The 14,834-nt window shown below is 67.1% G+C and carries 14 protein-coding genes; 11 read left to right on the plus strand and 3 right to left on the minus strand.

Annotation, left to right across the window (positions count from 1 at the left end):
* The first annotated feature begins 10 nt into the window (after window positions 1-10).
* From PGN16_RS05135 to PGN16_RS05165, 7 genes are read left to right on the plus strand one after another with little or no spacing between them, the layout of a single operon-like run.
* Window positions 11-481, plus strand: a complete 471-nt coding sequence (locus tag PGN16_RS05135) for a hypothetical protein (protein WP_335308310.1) — start codon at window positions 11-13, stop codon at window positions 479-481.
* Window positions 478-1,473: a cytochrome c oxidase subunit II gene (locus tag PGN16_RS05140; protein ID WP_335308311.1), complete on the plus strand. Its 996-nt coding sequence runs from the start codon at window positions 478-480 to the stop codon at window positions 1,471-1,473. Before PGN16_RS05135 ends, PGN16_RS05140 begins: the two co-directional genes overlap by 4 nt.
* Window positions 1,470-3,359 carry a cbb3-type cytochrome c oxidase subunit I gene (locus tag PGN16_RS05145; RefSeq protein WP_335308312.1) on the plus strand — a complete coding sequence of 630 codons (1,890 nt, stop codon included), beginning with the start codon at window positions 1,470-1,472 and terminating at the stop codon, window positions 3,357-3,359. The genes PGN16_RS05140 and PGN16_RS05145 overlap by 4 nt, the downstream gene beginning before the upstream one ends.
* A complete protein-coding gene (locus tag PGN16_RS05150) occupies window positions 3,356-3,982 on the plus strand; it encodes a cytochrome c oxidase subunit 3 (protein ID WP_335308313.1) in 627 nt (208 codons plus the stop codon). The genes PGN16_RS05145 and PGN16_RS05150 overlap by 4 nt, the downstream gene beginning before the upstream one ends.
* Window positions 3,979-4,290, plus strand: coding sequence for a hypothetical protein (locus PGN16_RS05155; protein WP_335308314.1), 312 nt, complete (start codon window positions 3,979-3,981; stop codon window positions 4,288-4,290). Before PGN16_RS05150 ends, PGN16_RS05155 begins: the two co-directional genes overlap by 4 nt.
* Window positions 4,278-5,171, plus strand: coding sequence for a cytochrome c oxidase assembly protein (locus tag PGN16_RS05160; protein WP_335308315.1), 894 nt, complete (start codon window positions 4,278-4,280; stop codon window positions 5,169-5,171). The genes PGN16_RS05155 and PGN16_RS05160 overlap by 13 nt, the downstream gene beginning before the upstream one ends.
* Window positions 5,161-5,568 carry a c-type cytochrome gene (locus tag PGN16_RS05165; protein WP_335308316.1) on the plus strand — a complete coding sequence of 136 codons (408 nt, stop codon included), beginning with the start codon at window positions 5,161-5,163 and terminating at the stop codon, window positions 5,566-5,568. Before PGN16_RS05160 ends, PGN16_RS05165 begins: the two co-directional genes overlap by 11 nt.
* A gap of 41 nt (window positions 5,569-5,609) precedes the next feature.
* Here the strand turns inward: PGN16_RS05165 and PGN16_RS05170 are convergent, their stop codons facing one another.
* Window positions 5,610-6,914 carry an MFS transporter gene (locus tag PGN16_RS05170; RefSeq protein WP_335308317.1) on the minus strand — a complete coding sequence of 435 codons (1,305 nt, stop codon included), beginning with the start codon at window positions 6,912-6,914 and terminating at the stop codon, window positions 5,610-5,612.
* A gap of 64 nt (window positions 6,915-6,978) precedes the next feature.
* On the opposite strand from PGN16_RS05170, the gene PGN16_RS05175 reads away from it, so the two are divergent.
* From PGN16_RS05175 to PGN16_RS05185, 3 genes are all read left to right on the plus strand, one after another.
* Window positions 6,979-8,121 carry an ROK family protein gene (locus PGN16_RS05175; protein WP_335308318.1) on the plus strand — a complete coding sequence of 381 codons (1,143 nt, stop codon included), beginning with the start codon at window positions 6,979-6,981 and terminating at the stop codon, window positions 8,119-8,121.
* Between the two features lie 90 nt (window positions 8,122-8,211).
* Window positions 8,212-10,695, plus strand: a complete 2,484-nt coding sequence (locus PGN16_RS05180) for a TonB-dependent receptor (protein ID WP_443019582.1) — start codon at window positions 8,212-8,214, stop codon at window positions 10,693-10,695.
* Window positions 10,696-10,779: 84 nt separating this feature from the next.
* Window positions 10,780-11,718: a glycerophosphodiester phosphodiesterase family protein gene (locus PGN16_RS05185; protein ID WP_335308320.1), complete on the plus strand. Its 939-nt coding sequence runs from the start codon at window positions 10,780-10,782 to the stop codon at window positions 11,716-11,718.
* A 554-nt stretch (window positions 11,719-12,272) separates the two neighbouring features.
* On the opposite strand, the gene PGN16_RS05190 is transcribed toward PGN16_RS05185, so the two are convergent.
* Entirely contained in the window at window positions 12,273-13,127 is an 855-nt protein-coding gene (locus PGN16_RS05190; RefSeq protein ID WP_335308321.1) for a manganese catalase family protein, read from the minus strand.
* A 259-nt stretch (window positions 13,128-13,386) separates the two neighbouring features.
* Between PGN16_RS05190 and PGN16_RS05195 the strand changes: the two genes are divergently transcribed.
* Complete coding sequence (locus PGN16_RS05195; RefSeq protein WP_335308322.1) at window positions 13,387-13,893, plus strand: cupin domain-containing protein; 507 nt, start codon at window positions 13,387-13,389, stop codon at window positions 13,891-13,893.
* A 104-nt stretch (window positions 13,894-13,997) separates the two neighbouring features.
* Here PGN16_RS05195 and PGN16_RS05200 read toward each other — a convergent pair whose 3' ends face one another.
* Window positions 13,998-14,834, minus strand: coding sequence for a hydroxypyruvate isomerase family protein (locus PGN16_RS05200; RefSeq protein ID WP_335308323.1), 837 nt, complete (start codon window positions 14,832-14,834; stop codon window positions 13,998-14,000).

A 14,834-nucleotide genomic window follows, 5' to 3' on the forward strand; every position in this document is an offset into this window, starting at 1 on the left:
AGGGAGCGGGATGCGGATCCAGCGGGGTCATGGGACGACCGGCTTCGTGTGCGCGCTGGCGCTGGCGGGATGCCAGCGCGAGGCCCGCGACATCGGGCCGTCGCTTCCGCAAACCGCCCCGAACAGCGCCGCCGATCCCCGCATCGGCTATTATCAGGACAACGTCTTCCAGGTCGCTCAAGGCGGCCGGTACTTCAGCTGGTATGGCTGCACCGCGTGCCATGACGAAAGCGCCTCCGGGAGCCGCAACCTTGCCGACGGCCGCTGGCGGTACGGCGCCGAATTCGATCAGGTCTATGCCTCGGTCGCGCGGCGGCACGGGGCGCTGAACTACGCCGCGCGCGTGCCCCCCGAGCAGCTATGGCAACTGACCGCCTATGTCCGCGACCTGTCGCTGCATACACCGGAGAAGCGCCGTCGGCTCGGCGTCGATCAGGTCGGCGAGCCGCAAGGGCGCGTCTGGGCGGGGGCGGTGCGGTGAGCGCGCGTCTTCTGGTCGCGTATCTGCTGCTGATCGGATGCGCCGGCACGCAGAGCACGCTCGATCCCGGCGGCGATCAGGCGGGTGCGCTGTTCTCGCTCTTCGCGTTGACGATGTGGGTGTGCGGCGCGATCTATACCGTCGTCGCGGCCGGGCTTGGCTGGGCGCTATGGCAAGCATGGCGACGGCGCGGCGTCGATGCACGGGGCGACGGAGACGTCACCCACCGCACCGACCGCAGACTGACGCGCCTGCTGCCCTTCGTGGCGGGGACCATCGTCCTCGGGCTCACGGTGCTGATCACCGCCAGCTTCTTCGCCGATCGCGCGCTGTTCGCGACGCGCGCCGCGCCCGCGCTGGAGGTGCGCGTCACCGGCCATCAATGGTGGTGGCGCGTCGAGTACCGCGACCCGGCGAGCGGCGGGTGGATCGAAACCGCCAACGAGCTTCATCTGCCGCAGGGGCAGACGGTGCGGCTCGCGCTCGGCGCGGCGGATGTGATCCACAGTTTCTGGGTGCCGAACGTCGCCGGCAAGCTCGACATGATCCCCGGTCGAACCAACCTGCTGGACATCACCGCGCGGCGTGCCGGCTGGTATCGCGGGCAATGCGCGGAGTTCTGCGGAATGCAGCACGCGCATATGGCGTTGGCCGTGAAGGTGGAGCCGCCCGCAGCGTTCCGCGCCTGGCTCGCCGCGCAGGCGGCCCCGGCCGGCGCGGCGGCGGGACGCGGCGCCATGGTGTTCGCGACCGCCTGCGCCGCCTGTCACGCGATCCGGGGCACCGGCGCGGGCGGTCGCGCCGGGCCCGACCTGACCCATGTCGCGGGGCGCCGCACGCTTGCCGCGGGCACGCTGACGATGACGCGCGGCAATCTTCAGGGCTGGATCACGCAACCGCAGGCGATCAAGCCCGGCACGTCGATGCCCGCCGTCCCGCTCACGCCCGCCGACGCCGATGCGGTCGCCGGCTATCTGGCAGGCTTGCAATGACCCCCGACATCGACCGTCGCGATCGTCTCTCGCTCACCTGGCGAGACCCGCCGGGCTGGTGGGGGTTCCTCACCACCGTCGATCACAAGCGGATCGCGGCGCGCTATATCGTCACGGCGCTGCTGCTGCTGTTCCTGGCCGGGATGCTCGCGCTCGACATGCGCTGGCAATTGTCGTGGGCGGAGAACAGGCGGATGGGGCCGCAGCTCTATAACGAGAGCTTCTCGCTCCACGGCTCGACCATGTTGTTCCTCGTCTCGGTGCCCGCGATGGAGGCCATGGCGCTGTGGCTGGTGCCGTTGATGCTGGGGCAGCGCAACATGGCCTTCCCGCGGCTCGGCGCGTTCAGTTACTGGCTGTATCTCGGCGGCGTGCTGACGCTTTGGGTGGCACATGCGCTCGATATCACGCCGGACCTGGGCTGGTTCGAATATCCGCCTTTGTCCGGGCCGAACTACGCGCCCGGGCACCGCGCCGACATCTGGGCGCAGATGATCACCTTCACCGAGGTGGCCGCGCTGTGCGCCTCGGTCAACGTCGCCGCCACGATCCTGAAGATGCGGCCACCGGGGATGACGCTGGCGCGGATGCCGGTGTTCCTGTGGGCGATGCTGGTGGCGTCGCTGATGACGATCCTGTCGATGCCCGCGATCATGCTGGTGACGAGCATGTTGATCGCCGACCGGCTCGTCTCCACGCACTTCTTCGCGCCCGCCGCGCACGGGGACGTGCTGTTGTTCCAGCACCTGTTCTGGTTCTTCGGCCATCCCGAGGTGTACATCATCTTCATCCCCGCGACCGGCTTCGTCTCGTCGATCGTCGAGACGTTCGCGCGGCGGCGATTGTTCGGGCATCATGTGCTGGTGCTCGCGATCCTGGCGATCGGCTGCCTCGCCTTCGGCCTGTGGGTGCATCACATGTTTGCGGTGGGGCTGCCGCGGCTGGGCAATGATTTCTACACCGCGGCGAGCATGGCCATCGCGGTGCCGGCGGGGCTTCAGATCTTCTGCTGGGTGGCGACGATCGCCACGGGGCGACCGTGGCTGGCGACGCCGATGCTGTGGGTGCTGGGCTTCGTCGTCACCTTCGTGCTGGGCGGTCTGTCGGGGGTGATGACCGCCTCGGCCGCGCTCGACCTGCAGCTTACCGACAGCTATTTCGTCGTCGCGCATTTCCACTACGTTCTGGTGGGCGGGGCGATGTTCCCGCTCTTCGGCGCGTTCTGCTATTGGTATCCCAAGGCGACCGGGCGGCTGATGTCGGAGCGCTGGGGGCGGATCGCCTTCTTCCTGATCGTCGGCGGGTTCAACCTCGGCTTCGCGCCGATGCATTTGCTCGGGCTGCTGGGGATGCCGAGGCGCGTCTACACCTATCCCGCCGGCATGGGCTGGGAAGGGCTCAACCGGGTCGCCACGCTCGGCAGCGCGATCGCGATGACGGGCGGGCTGGTGTTCGTCACCAATGCACTGCTGAGCTACTGGCGTGGCGCGCGCGCAGGTGCCGATCCATGGGGCTCGTCGACGCTCGAATGGGCAGGGGAGTCGCCGTCGCCGCCGTGGAACCTCCCCTACACGCCGGTGGTCGACAGCCTGACACCGCTGTGGAACGCGCCGGTGCTGCGCGTCATGGACGGTATAGCGGTCGAGCGGCGCGAGGTGCTCGTCACCTCGGTCGTCGATGCTGCGCCCCTGTACCGACAGAAGAGCGCGTCGCCATCGATCTGGCCCTTCGTTGCGGCGCTGGCGGTGACGGCGATGTTCCTCGGCAGCATCTTCACGCCCTGGGCGATCGTGGCGGGCGCGCTGCCGATCGCGGCGGCGCTGACCGGCTGGTTCTGGCCGCAGCGGGCGCGCGCCACGACCGGCCCGCTGCGGGTGCGGTCATGAACGCGGAGAGCGCCCGCGAGGTGGAGATCGTCGGCGATCTTTCCGACCTGCCGGCCAGTGCGAGCGGGGCGCGTCACCTCGTCTGGTGGGGCAATATCGGCTTCATGCTGATCGAAGGGACCGGCTTCGCGCTGGCCGTTTCGGCCTACCTCTACCTGATGACGCAGCAGGCGCCGGCCTGGCCGCCGCCCGGCACGCGTCCGCCCGACCTGAGCTGGGGCGTGGTCTTCACGCTCGGGCTGGTGCTGAGCGAGCTGCCCAATCTCTGGGTGCGGCGCCGGGCGCTGGCCAAGGACGCGCGCGGTGTGCGGATCGGCGTGGCCGTGATGGCGGTGGTCGGCCTGTTGTTGCTGATCCCGCGCGGCTATGAGTTCGCGCACCTCAACACGCGCTGGGACCGCGATGCCTATGGCTCGGTGGTGTGGATGCTGATGGTGCTCCACACCAGCCATGTCGTCACCGACTGGGGCGACACCGCGGTACAGGCCGCGTGGCTGTTCACTCACGAAATCGGCGACGATCAGTTCGCGGACGTCGAGGACAATGCCAATTACTGGACCTTCGTGGTGCTGACCTGGCTCCCGATCGGAACGATCGTCTATGGGCTGTCGCGGCTATGGTGAGCCCGCGCAGCCGGAGCTGGACGGCGCTGGTGCTGCCGCCGGTCGCCTGGTTCGGCTTCGAGCAGGGGCTTTCCGCGCTGCTGCACGCCCGTTGCAACCTTGCTGGATGGGGACTTGCGTGGGGCGCGGCGAGCCTGATCGTCTGCGCGCTCGCCGCCTGGCTCGCCTGGCCCCTGGCGCGGCGCGGCGGCGACCTGCTCGCGACGCTGTGGCTGGCGCGACTGGCGCTGGCGCTCGCGGGTATCTTCGCGCTGGCGATCGCCTTTCAGACGCTCGCCATCCTGCTGGTGCCGCCATGCGTCGGCTGAGCCGTGCCTTGCCGCTTCCGTTGCTGGCCTTCGCCGCACCGGCTCTCGCACATTCGGGCGGTGCGGCCGACCATCATGCGCCGCCGGGGTGGACGCTCGACCCGTGGATCGTCGCACCACTTGCGCTTGCGGCGTTGCTGTTCGCACGCGGCTGGCGGCGGCTGCACGCGCGGTCGGGGCAGGGGAGCGGTGCGCTGCGTCGGCGTGGCCTGCTCTATGCGGCGGGGCTGCTGGTGCTCGCCGCTGCGCTCGTGTCGCCGCTCCATGAGGCGGGGGAACGCTCCTTCGCGGCGCATATGTTCGAGCATGAGCTGCTGATGTTGGTCGGCGCACCGCTGCTGGTGCTGGCCGAGCCGCTGGCGGTGATGCTCTGGGCCTTTCCGTCGAAGACGCGGCGCACCCTTGCCGCGGTGGTGCCGGTGATCGCCGCGCCGTGGCGTCGGCTCACCGGGGCGGTCACGGCCACCGTGCTGCAGGCCGTGGCGCTTTGGCTATGGCATGCCCCAGCGCTGTTCGATCGGGCGCTGGCGAGCGAGGGGTGGCATGTCGCGCAGCATCTCTCCTTCCTCGTCACCGCGTTGCTGTTCTGGACGGCGATGCTGCACCGGCGCACGGCGGCGGGGATCGCCGCCTTGTGCCTCGTCGCGACCGCGATCGTGTCGGGTGCGCTGGGGGCGCTGATGGCCTTCGCGACCAGCCCCTGGTATGCAGGCTATGCCAGCCTCGGCATGGCACCGTTCGGCCTGACCCCGGCGGAGGACCAGCAGCTCGCGGGGCTGCTGATGTGGGTGCCGGGCGGATTAGTCCACGCCGGTGCCGCGCTGCTGCTGATGCGGCGGCTGCTCGCCGACCCGCGCGAGGGAATATTTCATGCCCGCTAGCCTCAAATGGCTCGCCGGGCTGTTCGCCGCCAGTGTGGTGGCAGCGATCGTCGCAGGTGGAGCGATGTTCGCACAGAGCCGCACGCGCACGCGGATCATGGCGGAACAGGTGAGCGGCGGCAGCAGTGCCGCGGGCCGGGTCGCGATTGCCGCTTATGGATGCGGAAGCTGCCACGTCATTCCGGGTATCGCCGGTGCGAATGGCCAGGTCGGGCCGCCGTTGACGAAGATCGCGGTACGCGCGTCGATTGCGGGGAAGTTACCGAACGATCCCGCAGCGATGACGCGCTGGCTGGAGCACCCGCAGGCAGTGGTGCCCGGTAACGATATGCCCGAACAGGGCGTCACCCGTCGCGATGCGCGCGACATGACCGCGTATTTGTACACGCTGAAATGAGGAGGGAGCCGGCGATCCGCCTCGCCGGTGGCCATGCCTGCCTATGACGACGTGCGGCGGAATGCGGGGTTCGGTCCAGTAAGAAGGAGCAGGGCGGCGCAGCATCCAACGAAGGGCAGCAACGTCGCGGTCAGCGGAAGCAGATCCACGCGTGGGAAGATCGAACTTGCGAATTGCACGGGCCCGAGCGTCACCACGCCGGCCCAGAGCAAGTTTCCCAGCGCCGCAGCGCCCTTCAGCACGGCCAGGAACAAGCCCACCGGCGTGGCCTCCCCCTCCGCTCCACCCGCCACCGCGCGTTGCACCGTCTCGGTGAGCAATGCCCAGATGGCAAGGTTCATGCCCGCCAGTCCCGCTCCGAAGACCGCGATCAGGACCGTGCCCACCGTTCCGATCGAGGCGATCGTCAGACCCGCCATCCCGATCAGCGCGATCCCATAGGCCATGATCGCGATGGCTCGCGACGACCGATGGCGCGCGACGGCCATCCAGCCGGGCAACGCGACCGACTGGGCCAGCGTCAACGTCAGCAGCGCCGGGCCGGCCCAGCCGGCATCGGCGTGCACCGCCTGACCGTAGAACGGCAAGGCGCGCTGGAAGATCGAAACCAGCCCTGCCTGTAGGGCGATGAGCAGCAACAGCCGGCGGAACGGTGGGTGACGCCAGTAGGTACCGATGGGGCGTATGGATCGACGCCGCGGATGACCATGGGGGGGCGTGGCGAGGTGGCGGGTGGCAACCAGCGCCAGCAGCAGCGTCCCGATGTAGAGCGCACCGCCCGCCAGTGCGCCCGCCGCCAGCGAGCGGTGCTGGATTTCGGTGGTCGCGAGCGACAGGCTCGATCCCGACACGAGCGCCAGCAGCGCAACGCCCGATGCGCTGAACAGCAGACGCAGACCCGATACACGCGCGGCATCGCCAGGTGCATGGGCGACGCGGATCAGCAGCGTGTTATGCCCGACATCGCATAGCGAATAGCCGATCCGGCAGATGATGATCGCGGCGGTGATCGCCCAAGGCGCGCTGAGGGTGAAGATCAGCCAGAAGCCGACACCGCAGAGCGGCGCGCCGACGATCATGAGCCTCGCCAGTTCGCTCGCGTGGCCACGTCGATCGCTCCAGCGGGCGACGATCAGGTCGAACGCCGCATCCCACAACAGCGCCGCGGCCAGGATCAGTCCGGCGGCGATGGCATCGAAGCCGGCGATCGACACGAGGAAGAAGAGCATGATGCTCTCGAAGCTGTTCCACACCACGCTCTTGCCGAGATTGCCGGCGCTATAGCCCCATTGCACCGACAATGCGGAGGAGCGTGACACCGACAGGGGGGAGCGGGTAGCGGCCATAAGAGGGGAACCTAGCGGAACTGACTTTCATTTATTTGACGCAACGGAAATATATCGATCCGCCATGTCGCGCATCCACCGGCCGCAGATTGTGTTGAACGAACCGGAGCGCCGCTTGCTGATGCAGTTGCGGATCGAGAACGCCGCGTCGCGAACCCGCCTTGCCGAGTTGCTGGGAACGAATGGCGCGACGATGACGCGGCTGACCCAGTCGTTGCTCGCGCTGGATCTGATCGAGGAGCGGGAAACGCAGGAGGCGCCTTCCCGTGGTCGGCCGACCGTGCCGTTGCGCGTGGCGGGCGGCGGTGGTTGGGCGATCGGGGCGACCCCGCATCCCGGCTGGCTGGAACTGGTGATCGTCGATTTCCGTGGAACGCCGCTGGTCCATGATGCGACGCCCTTCGACAGTCCCGACCCACGGGTGTTCGCGCAGACCGTCGAGCGGCGGCTGCAGGCGCTGGCCGCCACGCACGGCTTCATGCAGGGCAAGTTCCTGGGCATGGGGGTGGCGGTGCCCGGCTATGCGCTGCCCGGCGACCGCAGCCGCCGCGTCGTCGTCGACCGGATCGCGGGCTGGAACGACGTTCCGCTGGCCGAGCTGATCGGGGACGTGCTTGGTATGCCGGTGTGGACGGAAAACGACGCCAGCGCCGCCGCGCTCGCGGAATATTATCAGGATGGCGTCATCGGACGGTACCGGTCGGTGCTGACGCTGTTCCTCGGCCACGGCATCGGCGGTGGCCTGATCGCCGAGCGCGACCTGTTCCTGGGCGAACACGGCAATTCCGGGGAGATCGGCCGGCTTTTTCCCGCTCAGCGCGAGCGGCCGTCGGGCATCGATCTGATCCGGGTGCTGCGCGAGGCGGGCATCGCGATCGACTCACTGGCCGAGATCGAGGCGCTGCTCGATACGCAGGCGTCGTTGATCGCCACGTGGATCGCGCGGGTGGTGGAGCAATTGTATCTGGCGGTGATGAGCGGGATCGTTTGGCTCGATCCGGGCGCGGTGATCATTTCGGGCGCGCTGCCGTTGCCGATCATCGGCAGGATCGCCTCGGGCCTGACCGAGCAGCTGCACGCCCGCCGCGACGGATACCGGTCGACACTGCCCGCGGTTCGCGCCTCCGCGATCGGCAGCCGCGCAGTAGTGGTCGGCGCGGCGATGATCCCGATCCATGCGATTACGGCTCGCTCGTCGATGATTTAATTTCATGTAAGAAAATAAAGTTGTCATCAACGGCACGCATCGGCCCCGCATCCGAACGACCAGGGGGCCAGGATGAAGACCAAATTGCTGATGAGTGCGGCCTTGTGCGCTGTGCCGATGATCGTGTCGCCCGTGATGGCGCAGACGCAGAGCGCCCCAGCGGCCGCGACCGACACGACGACGGAGGAAGCGGTGCCGTCCGACATCATCGTCACCGGATCGGCGCGGCAGCAGCGCCGGTTCGACGTGTCCTATGCCGTCAACTCGCTGTCGCAGGCCGACATTCAGAAGCTGGCGCCCAAGAGCACCACGGACCTGATCGGCACGCTGCCGGGGATCCATGCCGAGGCGACCGGCGGCGAGGTGCAGAACATCACCCGCGTGCGCGGCATCCCGACCGACCGTGGCTTCCTCTATTACCAGCAGGACGGGCTGCCATTGTTCCAGGAGCTGGACGGCTGGTTCTTCAACCAGGGCGACGGCATGAACCGGCTGGACCTGATGACCGACCGGATCGAGGTGGTGCGCGGTGGACCGGCGCCGATCTACGCCAGCACCGCCGCGGCGATCGCCAATGTCATCACCGTGACGGGCACCGACACGACACGCGGCAAGGTGCAGGCGACGATCGGCGACACCGGCTATTACCGGCTCGACGCCTATCAGGCGGGGCCGCTGAGCCAGGACACCTATTATGCGGTCGGCGGGTTCCTGCGCTATCACGACGGCTATCGCAATTCCGGCTTCCCCAGCGACAAGGGCGGGCAGATCCGCGCCAATATCAAGCATGATTTCGACAACGGCTGGATCAAGCTGTCGGGGCAATATACCGACGACCACAACCTGTTCTATCTGTCGATCCCGACCAACGATCCGCGCGATCCCTCGGTCAGCCTGAACCGCTACATCGACTATTTCACCGGCACGCTGAACACGCCGGCGCTGCGATCGGTGAACATCAAATATCGCGACGGTGCGGGTGTGATCCAGAACCGGCGCGGCGATCTGGCCAACGGACGCCACATGCGCTTCGGGAATGTCGCGCTCGATTACGAAGGCGACTTCGGCGACTGGCATGTCGCCGCCAAGGGCGGGGTGACCGCGGGTAAGGTCGATTTCGACGCTTTCTATTCAACGTCCAATCCCGTCGACGCGACCACCTTCGCCAGCAACTATCGCGCCGCCGCCACGACCGCGTTCGGCAGCGGGGTTACGCGGCTCGGCTACAGCGTCGCCGGTACCGGCGGTCAAACCGCCTATGATCCTGCAACCGATTCCGGGCTGGTGATGCAGGCGCAATATCGCTCGATCTCCACCGACTTCCATGCGGTGCAGGGCGACCTGTCGGTGACGCGGAAGTTCGAGAGCGGGCTCGGCACGCATGACGTGCGGGTCGGCGTCTATGGCTCGCTATGGGGCCAGACGATGTTCACCGCCTATCAGAATTACCTGATCCAGGTGCGATCACGCCCCGCGGTGCTGGATCTTGCCGCCTATTCGTCGAGCGGAGCGGTGCTGGGGTACGTCACCGACAATGGCGCGCTCAACGATGCCGCCTCGCTCAACGCGGGCAGCGTCGACGGGCAAGTGCTGTCGCTGTACGGCACCGATAGCTGGGACATCACCGACCGGCTGCGGCTCGACGGCGGCTTCCGCCACGAATGGTATAGCTACAGCGGCTACGGGCGGCCGACTGCGGCCTATAATCTCGGCGATCCGACGACGCTGGCCGATAACACGACGCGCGGCTTCACCGGTGCGACCAGCACGCTCAAGCTGAAGCAGACGGCGACGAACTGGACGGTCGGCGCCAATTACGACGTCACCGGCCAGACCGGCGTCTATCTGCGTGCCTCGCAACTGGAGGTGCCCGCCAATACCACCATCGCCTTCTCCTACCCCACCCCCGCGGTCGTCGCGACCAAGGCCAAATTGTACGAGGCGGGCGCGAAGTTCGCGGTGGGTGGCTCGTACCTTTACATCACCGGCTTCTACACCAAGTTCGATCCGCTGAACGCCAGCTTCGCGGGCTTCAACCCTGCGACCGGCCGCGCCGACGTTACGACCAACTTCATCGGCACCGCCGAGACGAAGGGGATGGAGGCGGACGGCCGCCTGCGCCTGCCCGGGCCCTTCTCGCTGGCCGGCTCGGCAACCTTCCAGAAGCCGCGTTACCTGAATTTCAGCAGCAACACCGGCCTGGACGGCAGCCGCGCGAACGGCAAGCAGATCATCCGCGAGCCCAAGCTGTTCCTGAACATTCGTCCCACGGCCGACTTCGAGATCGGGGCGGCGCAGGTCAGCATCTTTGGCCGCTATGACTATGTCGGGCGGCGCTACACGGACTTCTTCAACTCGACCGCGCTGCCCGCCTACGGCTCCTTCGGCCTCGGCGGGACGGTGACGAGCGGCGCGTGGCAGGTCCAGGTGGTCGGCGACAACATCACGAACGCGCACGGCTTTACGGAGGGCAACACCGCAGGGGATCGGTTCGGGCAGGGGGTGCCGACCGCGATCTTCGGGCGCCCGCTGTTCGGGCGCAACTTTCGCCTGATCGTCAGCCGCAAGTGGTGAGGCGTCGCTGATCGCCAAGACGCAGCGCTGGCGGGATGGCCTGATGAGTGTCCCGCCGCTTTCCCGAACAGACGGACCTTTCATATGAACCGCTCGCTTCTTGCCGCCGCCGCGGCTTGCTTTGTTTGCTCCGCCGCGCAGGCTGCGCCCGCCGACACATTACGGCGCATTCGTGATCCGAACGGCGGGCTGATCGTGATCGCGCATCGGGGCTGCCATGAGGGCGCGCCGGTGCGCGGGCTTGGCCCCACGCCCGAAAATTCGGCCGCCGCGCTGCTGCAATGCGCGACGCTGGGCGCCGACGTGATGGAAACCGATGTCCGCCGCAGCCGCGACGGCACTCTCGTCATCATGCATGACGACAGCGTCGATCGGACCACCAACGGCACCTGCAAGGTCGCCGACCTGACGCTTGCACAGTTGAAGGCGCTGCGGCTGCGGCAGGACGAGGGCGGGACGGGCGCGGCCCTGACCGACCAGACGGGCCCGACACTCGACGAGCTTCTGGCGCTGGCGAAGGACCGGATCGTCCTCAACCTGGACGTGAAGGACGCGATCTATGCTGAGGTGGTCGATGCGGTGCGCCGTGCCGGGGCGCAGGACCGGGTGATCGTCAAGACTTTCGCCGGGCGCGCTTCGGTGCCGCTCGCCGCGGTCGCGCCCTATGACGAGGTGCCGTTCGTCGCCATCCCGCTCGCCGAGGCGCCCGACGCGGCGAATGTTCCGGCGATCGTCGACCGGCAGTCCGCCGGAAGTATCAAGCCGCTCGCCGTCGAATTGCCGGTGCTGCCGCTCGCGACGTTGCCGGCGGTGCTGGCGCGGACGAAGGCGCATGGCGTACCGGTGTGGATCAATACGTTGTTCAGGGGCTTCGTGACCGGCATGGGCGGCGATCCCGAGGCACGCCGCGATCCCGCATCGGTCTGGGGACGCCTTGCGGACATGGACGTCCGGCTTTTCCAGACCGATGCAGTGGAGGCGCTGCTCCGTTACCGTAGCGAGCGACAGCGCCGGCGCAGGTGATCGCCCGGCGCGATCCTGCCGCACCCTTTCACCGTCACTCTACCCCCGATTGACGCGCAGTAGTTTATTGCTCGATCCTCCAACCGTGCTGCACCGCTCGCCGCCGATCATTGCCGGTCGACAGCGGCGGTTGATGCTCGTCATCGATCCGGCCTGAGTTGGTCACCGGCATCTTCGGCGGCGTGGAGCGCAGCGCCTCATTCCCGGCCATGTCCACTATGCCGTCTTTGATGGGAGAGTTGTTCGGCCTCGGCGCGGGCATCCATCATGAGGATAGGCGCTGGTCGCAGAAGGACGGTCGTCGTGCACGGGGTTACGCGGACCGTTCAGTCGGGGAGAGCCATGTACATGATGTTGCCGATCGCGTGGCTCACGGCGGCGTCCGATCGTTGCCGGTGGATGGGGCAGGCTGAAGGTTGATGGCGAAATGCGCATCGATCAGACCGAAGCGCCGCTGGAACGACGCGCCGTGGTCTGAAGCTCATCACCTTCCACGTCGGAGCGGCGGGCGAGGGGCGGGGCGTCACCCAGGGTGTGCCCCGCCTGCTGAACGCTCAGCCGATCTGCTGCCCCTGGGCGGCGCTGTCTGGTCGCGCCGGCCCCAGGATGGGCTCTTCGCCGAGTGGCCGGTTCGGGAAGACCGTGAACTCGCCGCGACCATCGACCGACGGTCCGCTGGTCCAGCGTCCTTCGGGCACCGTGCCGTCGGCGGCGGTGGCGTAGAAATTGTAGTTGTTCTCCTGATCCTCCAGCTCCTGCGGGAAGGAATTGGGGATCGGGAGGTTCGCCGAAGGGCCGCCAAGCTCTTCGAGGACGGCCAGCCACTGCTGCTGATGCATCGTATCGCGCGCAATCATGTAGTGGAGCATCTTTTTCATGCCGTCATCGTCGGTGGCGTTGAACAGCCGTACCGCGAGCACGCGGCCGGTGCTCTCCGCCGCGACGTTGCAGTACATGTCCGCCGCGACATTGCCGCTGGCATAGATGTGGCTCATGTTGAAGGGAACACCATCCGAATCCATCGGCATCGCCGCGAGACCGCCCGACAACAGGTTCTTGTGGATCAGCCCTTCGATCGACGCTTTCGCACTACCGCCGCCCATGACGGCGCCGACGATCGCATCGGTCGCGCCTTCTTCCTGCGCCGACGAAGGCGCTGTTTCGAGGTTCAGCGCCACGGCGGTCGCCAGCATCTCGATGTGACCGATTTCCTCGGTCGCCGTGTGCAACAGCATGTCGCGATATTTGGTGGTGGGCGCGCGGTTACCCCACGCCTGGAAGAAATATTGCATACAGACGCGGATTTCACCTTCCACGCCGCCGATCGCCTGCTGAAGCATCCGCGCAAAGGCTGGATTGGGCTTGTCGACCACGACGGGGTATTGCAGCCGCTTGTCATGATAATACATAGATCAGCTTCCCGCTTTTGAGCGTCAATGGGTGCCGGGCTGAACGTGTCGGCGATGCCAAAGTATTCTCGGGCGTTGTTGGAAACTGTATGATGTCGCTCAACTTTGCGAGCTATGTAGATGTCTCTCGCCTAACGATATAGAGGAGGAGCGGGAGTAATCTGATCTGGGTCGATGATCTTCGCTAGGCTGAAATGTCGTCCATTGTGCTTTGCCGATGTCGATGCAAGGATAGTGCGTTGGGAGAGGCAGGCGACGGATGCGGATGATCAGGGGAAAACAGGCGATCGCGTTGGCGGTCACGCTCGTAGCGGCGACGCTGCCGACCTATGCGGCCGGGCAGGTCGCCGCCTCTACGCCGGCCGACCGCGATTTCGCCAGCGCCAGCGAGGTCCGCGCGCAGGCCGCGGCGATGCTCGCGGAAATGAAGCCCGAACAGGGATTCGCGTGGCGGCCGCTGGTCAAGGACAGCGCGCATGTCGTTGCGGTCGAAATCTGGAAAAAGCCGGGACGACCGGCGGTTCATCCGGCGGAGGCCGAATATGCGATCGTGCTGGAAGGCGCGGGCACGCTGGTTTCGGGTGGCACATTGGTCGCGCCCGCCACGCGCCGCGAGGGGCTGGTCGAGGGCGAGCGGATCGAGGGCGGAACGACGCGCCCGCTGCGTGCCGGTGACGTGCTGCTGATCCCGGCCGGCGTGCCGCATTGGTTCGGGATTACGGGCGAGCGGCTCGTGCTGCTCGGCACCAAGTTGGCGACGCGCTGACGGCACCTTAACGACGGTGGCGTTCGAGCCAAGCGACAGGATCACGACCGGCGTACCGGGCTGCTTGTTCGCCTAACGGCTGCGTGCCGCCGTGCGGCCGGAGCCTAGACGGTGCAGGTCTTGACGGCCTGCGCCAATGCGGTCAGCGGGTCGCCTACGGGCACGAACTCGTGCGCGAAATAACCCTGGAAGTTCAGGTCGGCGACGCTGCGCGCGACCGCCTGCCAATTGACCTCCTGCGTGTCGTCGAGATTGTGCCGCCCGGGCACCCCGCCGGTATGGAAATGCCCGATCCATTGAATGTTCTTCCTGATCGTCGCGATCAGGTCGCCTTCCATGATCTGCATGTGATAGATGTCGTAGAGCAACTTGACGTGCGGCGACGCGACTTCCTGCGCGACCCGCACACCCCAGGCGGTGTGATCGGCCATGTAATCGGCGTGGTCGACCTTGCTGTTCAGCAGCTCGATACAGATCGTGACGTCATTGTCTTCGGCGATCCGCTTGATGCGGTTCAGCCCGGCGACGGCGTTGGCCGCGCCTTCCTCGTCGGACATGCCACGGCGATTGCCGGAGAAAGCGATGACGTTCGGCACGCCGGCCTTCGCGGCCTGCGGAATGCCGACGCGGAACGCCTTCTCGATCGCGTCGTGATTTTCGCGACGATTGAGCCCGTTGGGGATCGTCATGATGTCCGCGGCATAACCCATCGTGCAGCGAAGCCCATGCCGGCGCGGCGTCTCATATTCGCCGGGCTGCAGCAGGTCGATCCCCTGCAAGCCCATGCGCGCGGCGGCGGCGCACAGATCGTCGAGCGGAATGTTCTGGTAGCACCACCGGCTGACCGACTGTTTCAGGCGACCCGCCCGCGTGGGGGCCGCCCCCAAACCGGCGGCCGCGGAAAGAGCGAGGGAGGAAGCGAGCACGTTGCGCCGGGTCAT

Source organism: Sphingomonas phyllosphaerae, assembly GCF_036946485.1.
GTDB classification, from domain to species: Bacteria; Pseudomonadota; Alphaproteobacteria; order Sphingomonadales; family Sphingomonadaceae; genus Sphingomonas; species Sphingomonas phyllosphaerae_E.

Coding starts and splice junctions, on each gene's coding strand:
- PGN16_RS05165 (WP_335308316.1), top strand. CDS start 5,161: ATGCCCGCTAGCCTCAAATGGCTCGCCGGGCTGTTCGCCGCCAGTGTG.
- PGN16_RS05185 (WP_335308320.1), top strand. CDS start 10,780: ATGAACCGCTCGCTTCTTGCCGCCGCCGCGGCTTGCTTTGTTTGCTCC.
- PGN16_RS05170 (WP_335308317.1), bottom strand. CDS start 6,914: ATGGCCGCTACCCGCTCCCCCCTGTCGGTGTCACGCTCCTCCGCATTG.
- PGN16_RS05160 (WP_335308315.1), top strand. CDS start 4,278: ATGCGTCGGCTGAGCCGTGCCTTGCCGCTTCCGTTGCTGGCCTTCGCC.
- PGN16_RS05175 (WP_335308318.1), top strand. CDS start 6,979: ATGTCGCGCATCCACCGGCCGCAGATTGTGTTGAACGAACCGGAGCGC.
- PGN16_RS05150 (WP_335308313.1), top strand. CDS start 3,356: ATGAACGCGGAGAGCGCCCGCGAGGTGGAGATCGTCGGCGATCTTTCC.
- PGN16_RS05145 (WP_335308312.1), top strand. CDS start 1,470: ATGACCCCCGACATCGACCGTCGCGATCGTCTCTCGCTCACCTGGCGA.
- PGN16_RS05180 (WP_443019582.1), top strand. CDS start 8,212: ATGAGTGCGGCCTTGTGCGCTGTGCCGATGATCGTGTCGCCCGTGATG.
- PGN16_RS05195 (WP_335308322.1), top strand. CDS start 13,387: ATGCGGATGATCAGGGGAAAACAGGCGATCGCGTTGGCGGTCACGCTC.
- PGN16_RS05135 (WP_335308310.1), top strand. CDS start 11: ATGCGGATCCAGCGGGGTCATGGGACGACCGGCTTCGTGTGCGCGCTG.
- PGN16_RS05190 (WP_335308321.1), bottom strand. CDS start 13,127: ATGTATTATCATGACAAGCGGCTGCAATACCCCGTCGTGGTCGACAAG.
- PGN16_RS05200 (WP_335308323.1), bottom strand. CDS start 14,834: ATGACCCGGCGCAACGTGCTCGCTTCCTCCCTCGCTCTTTCCGCGGCC.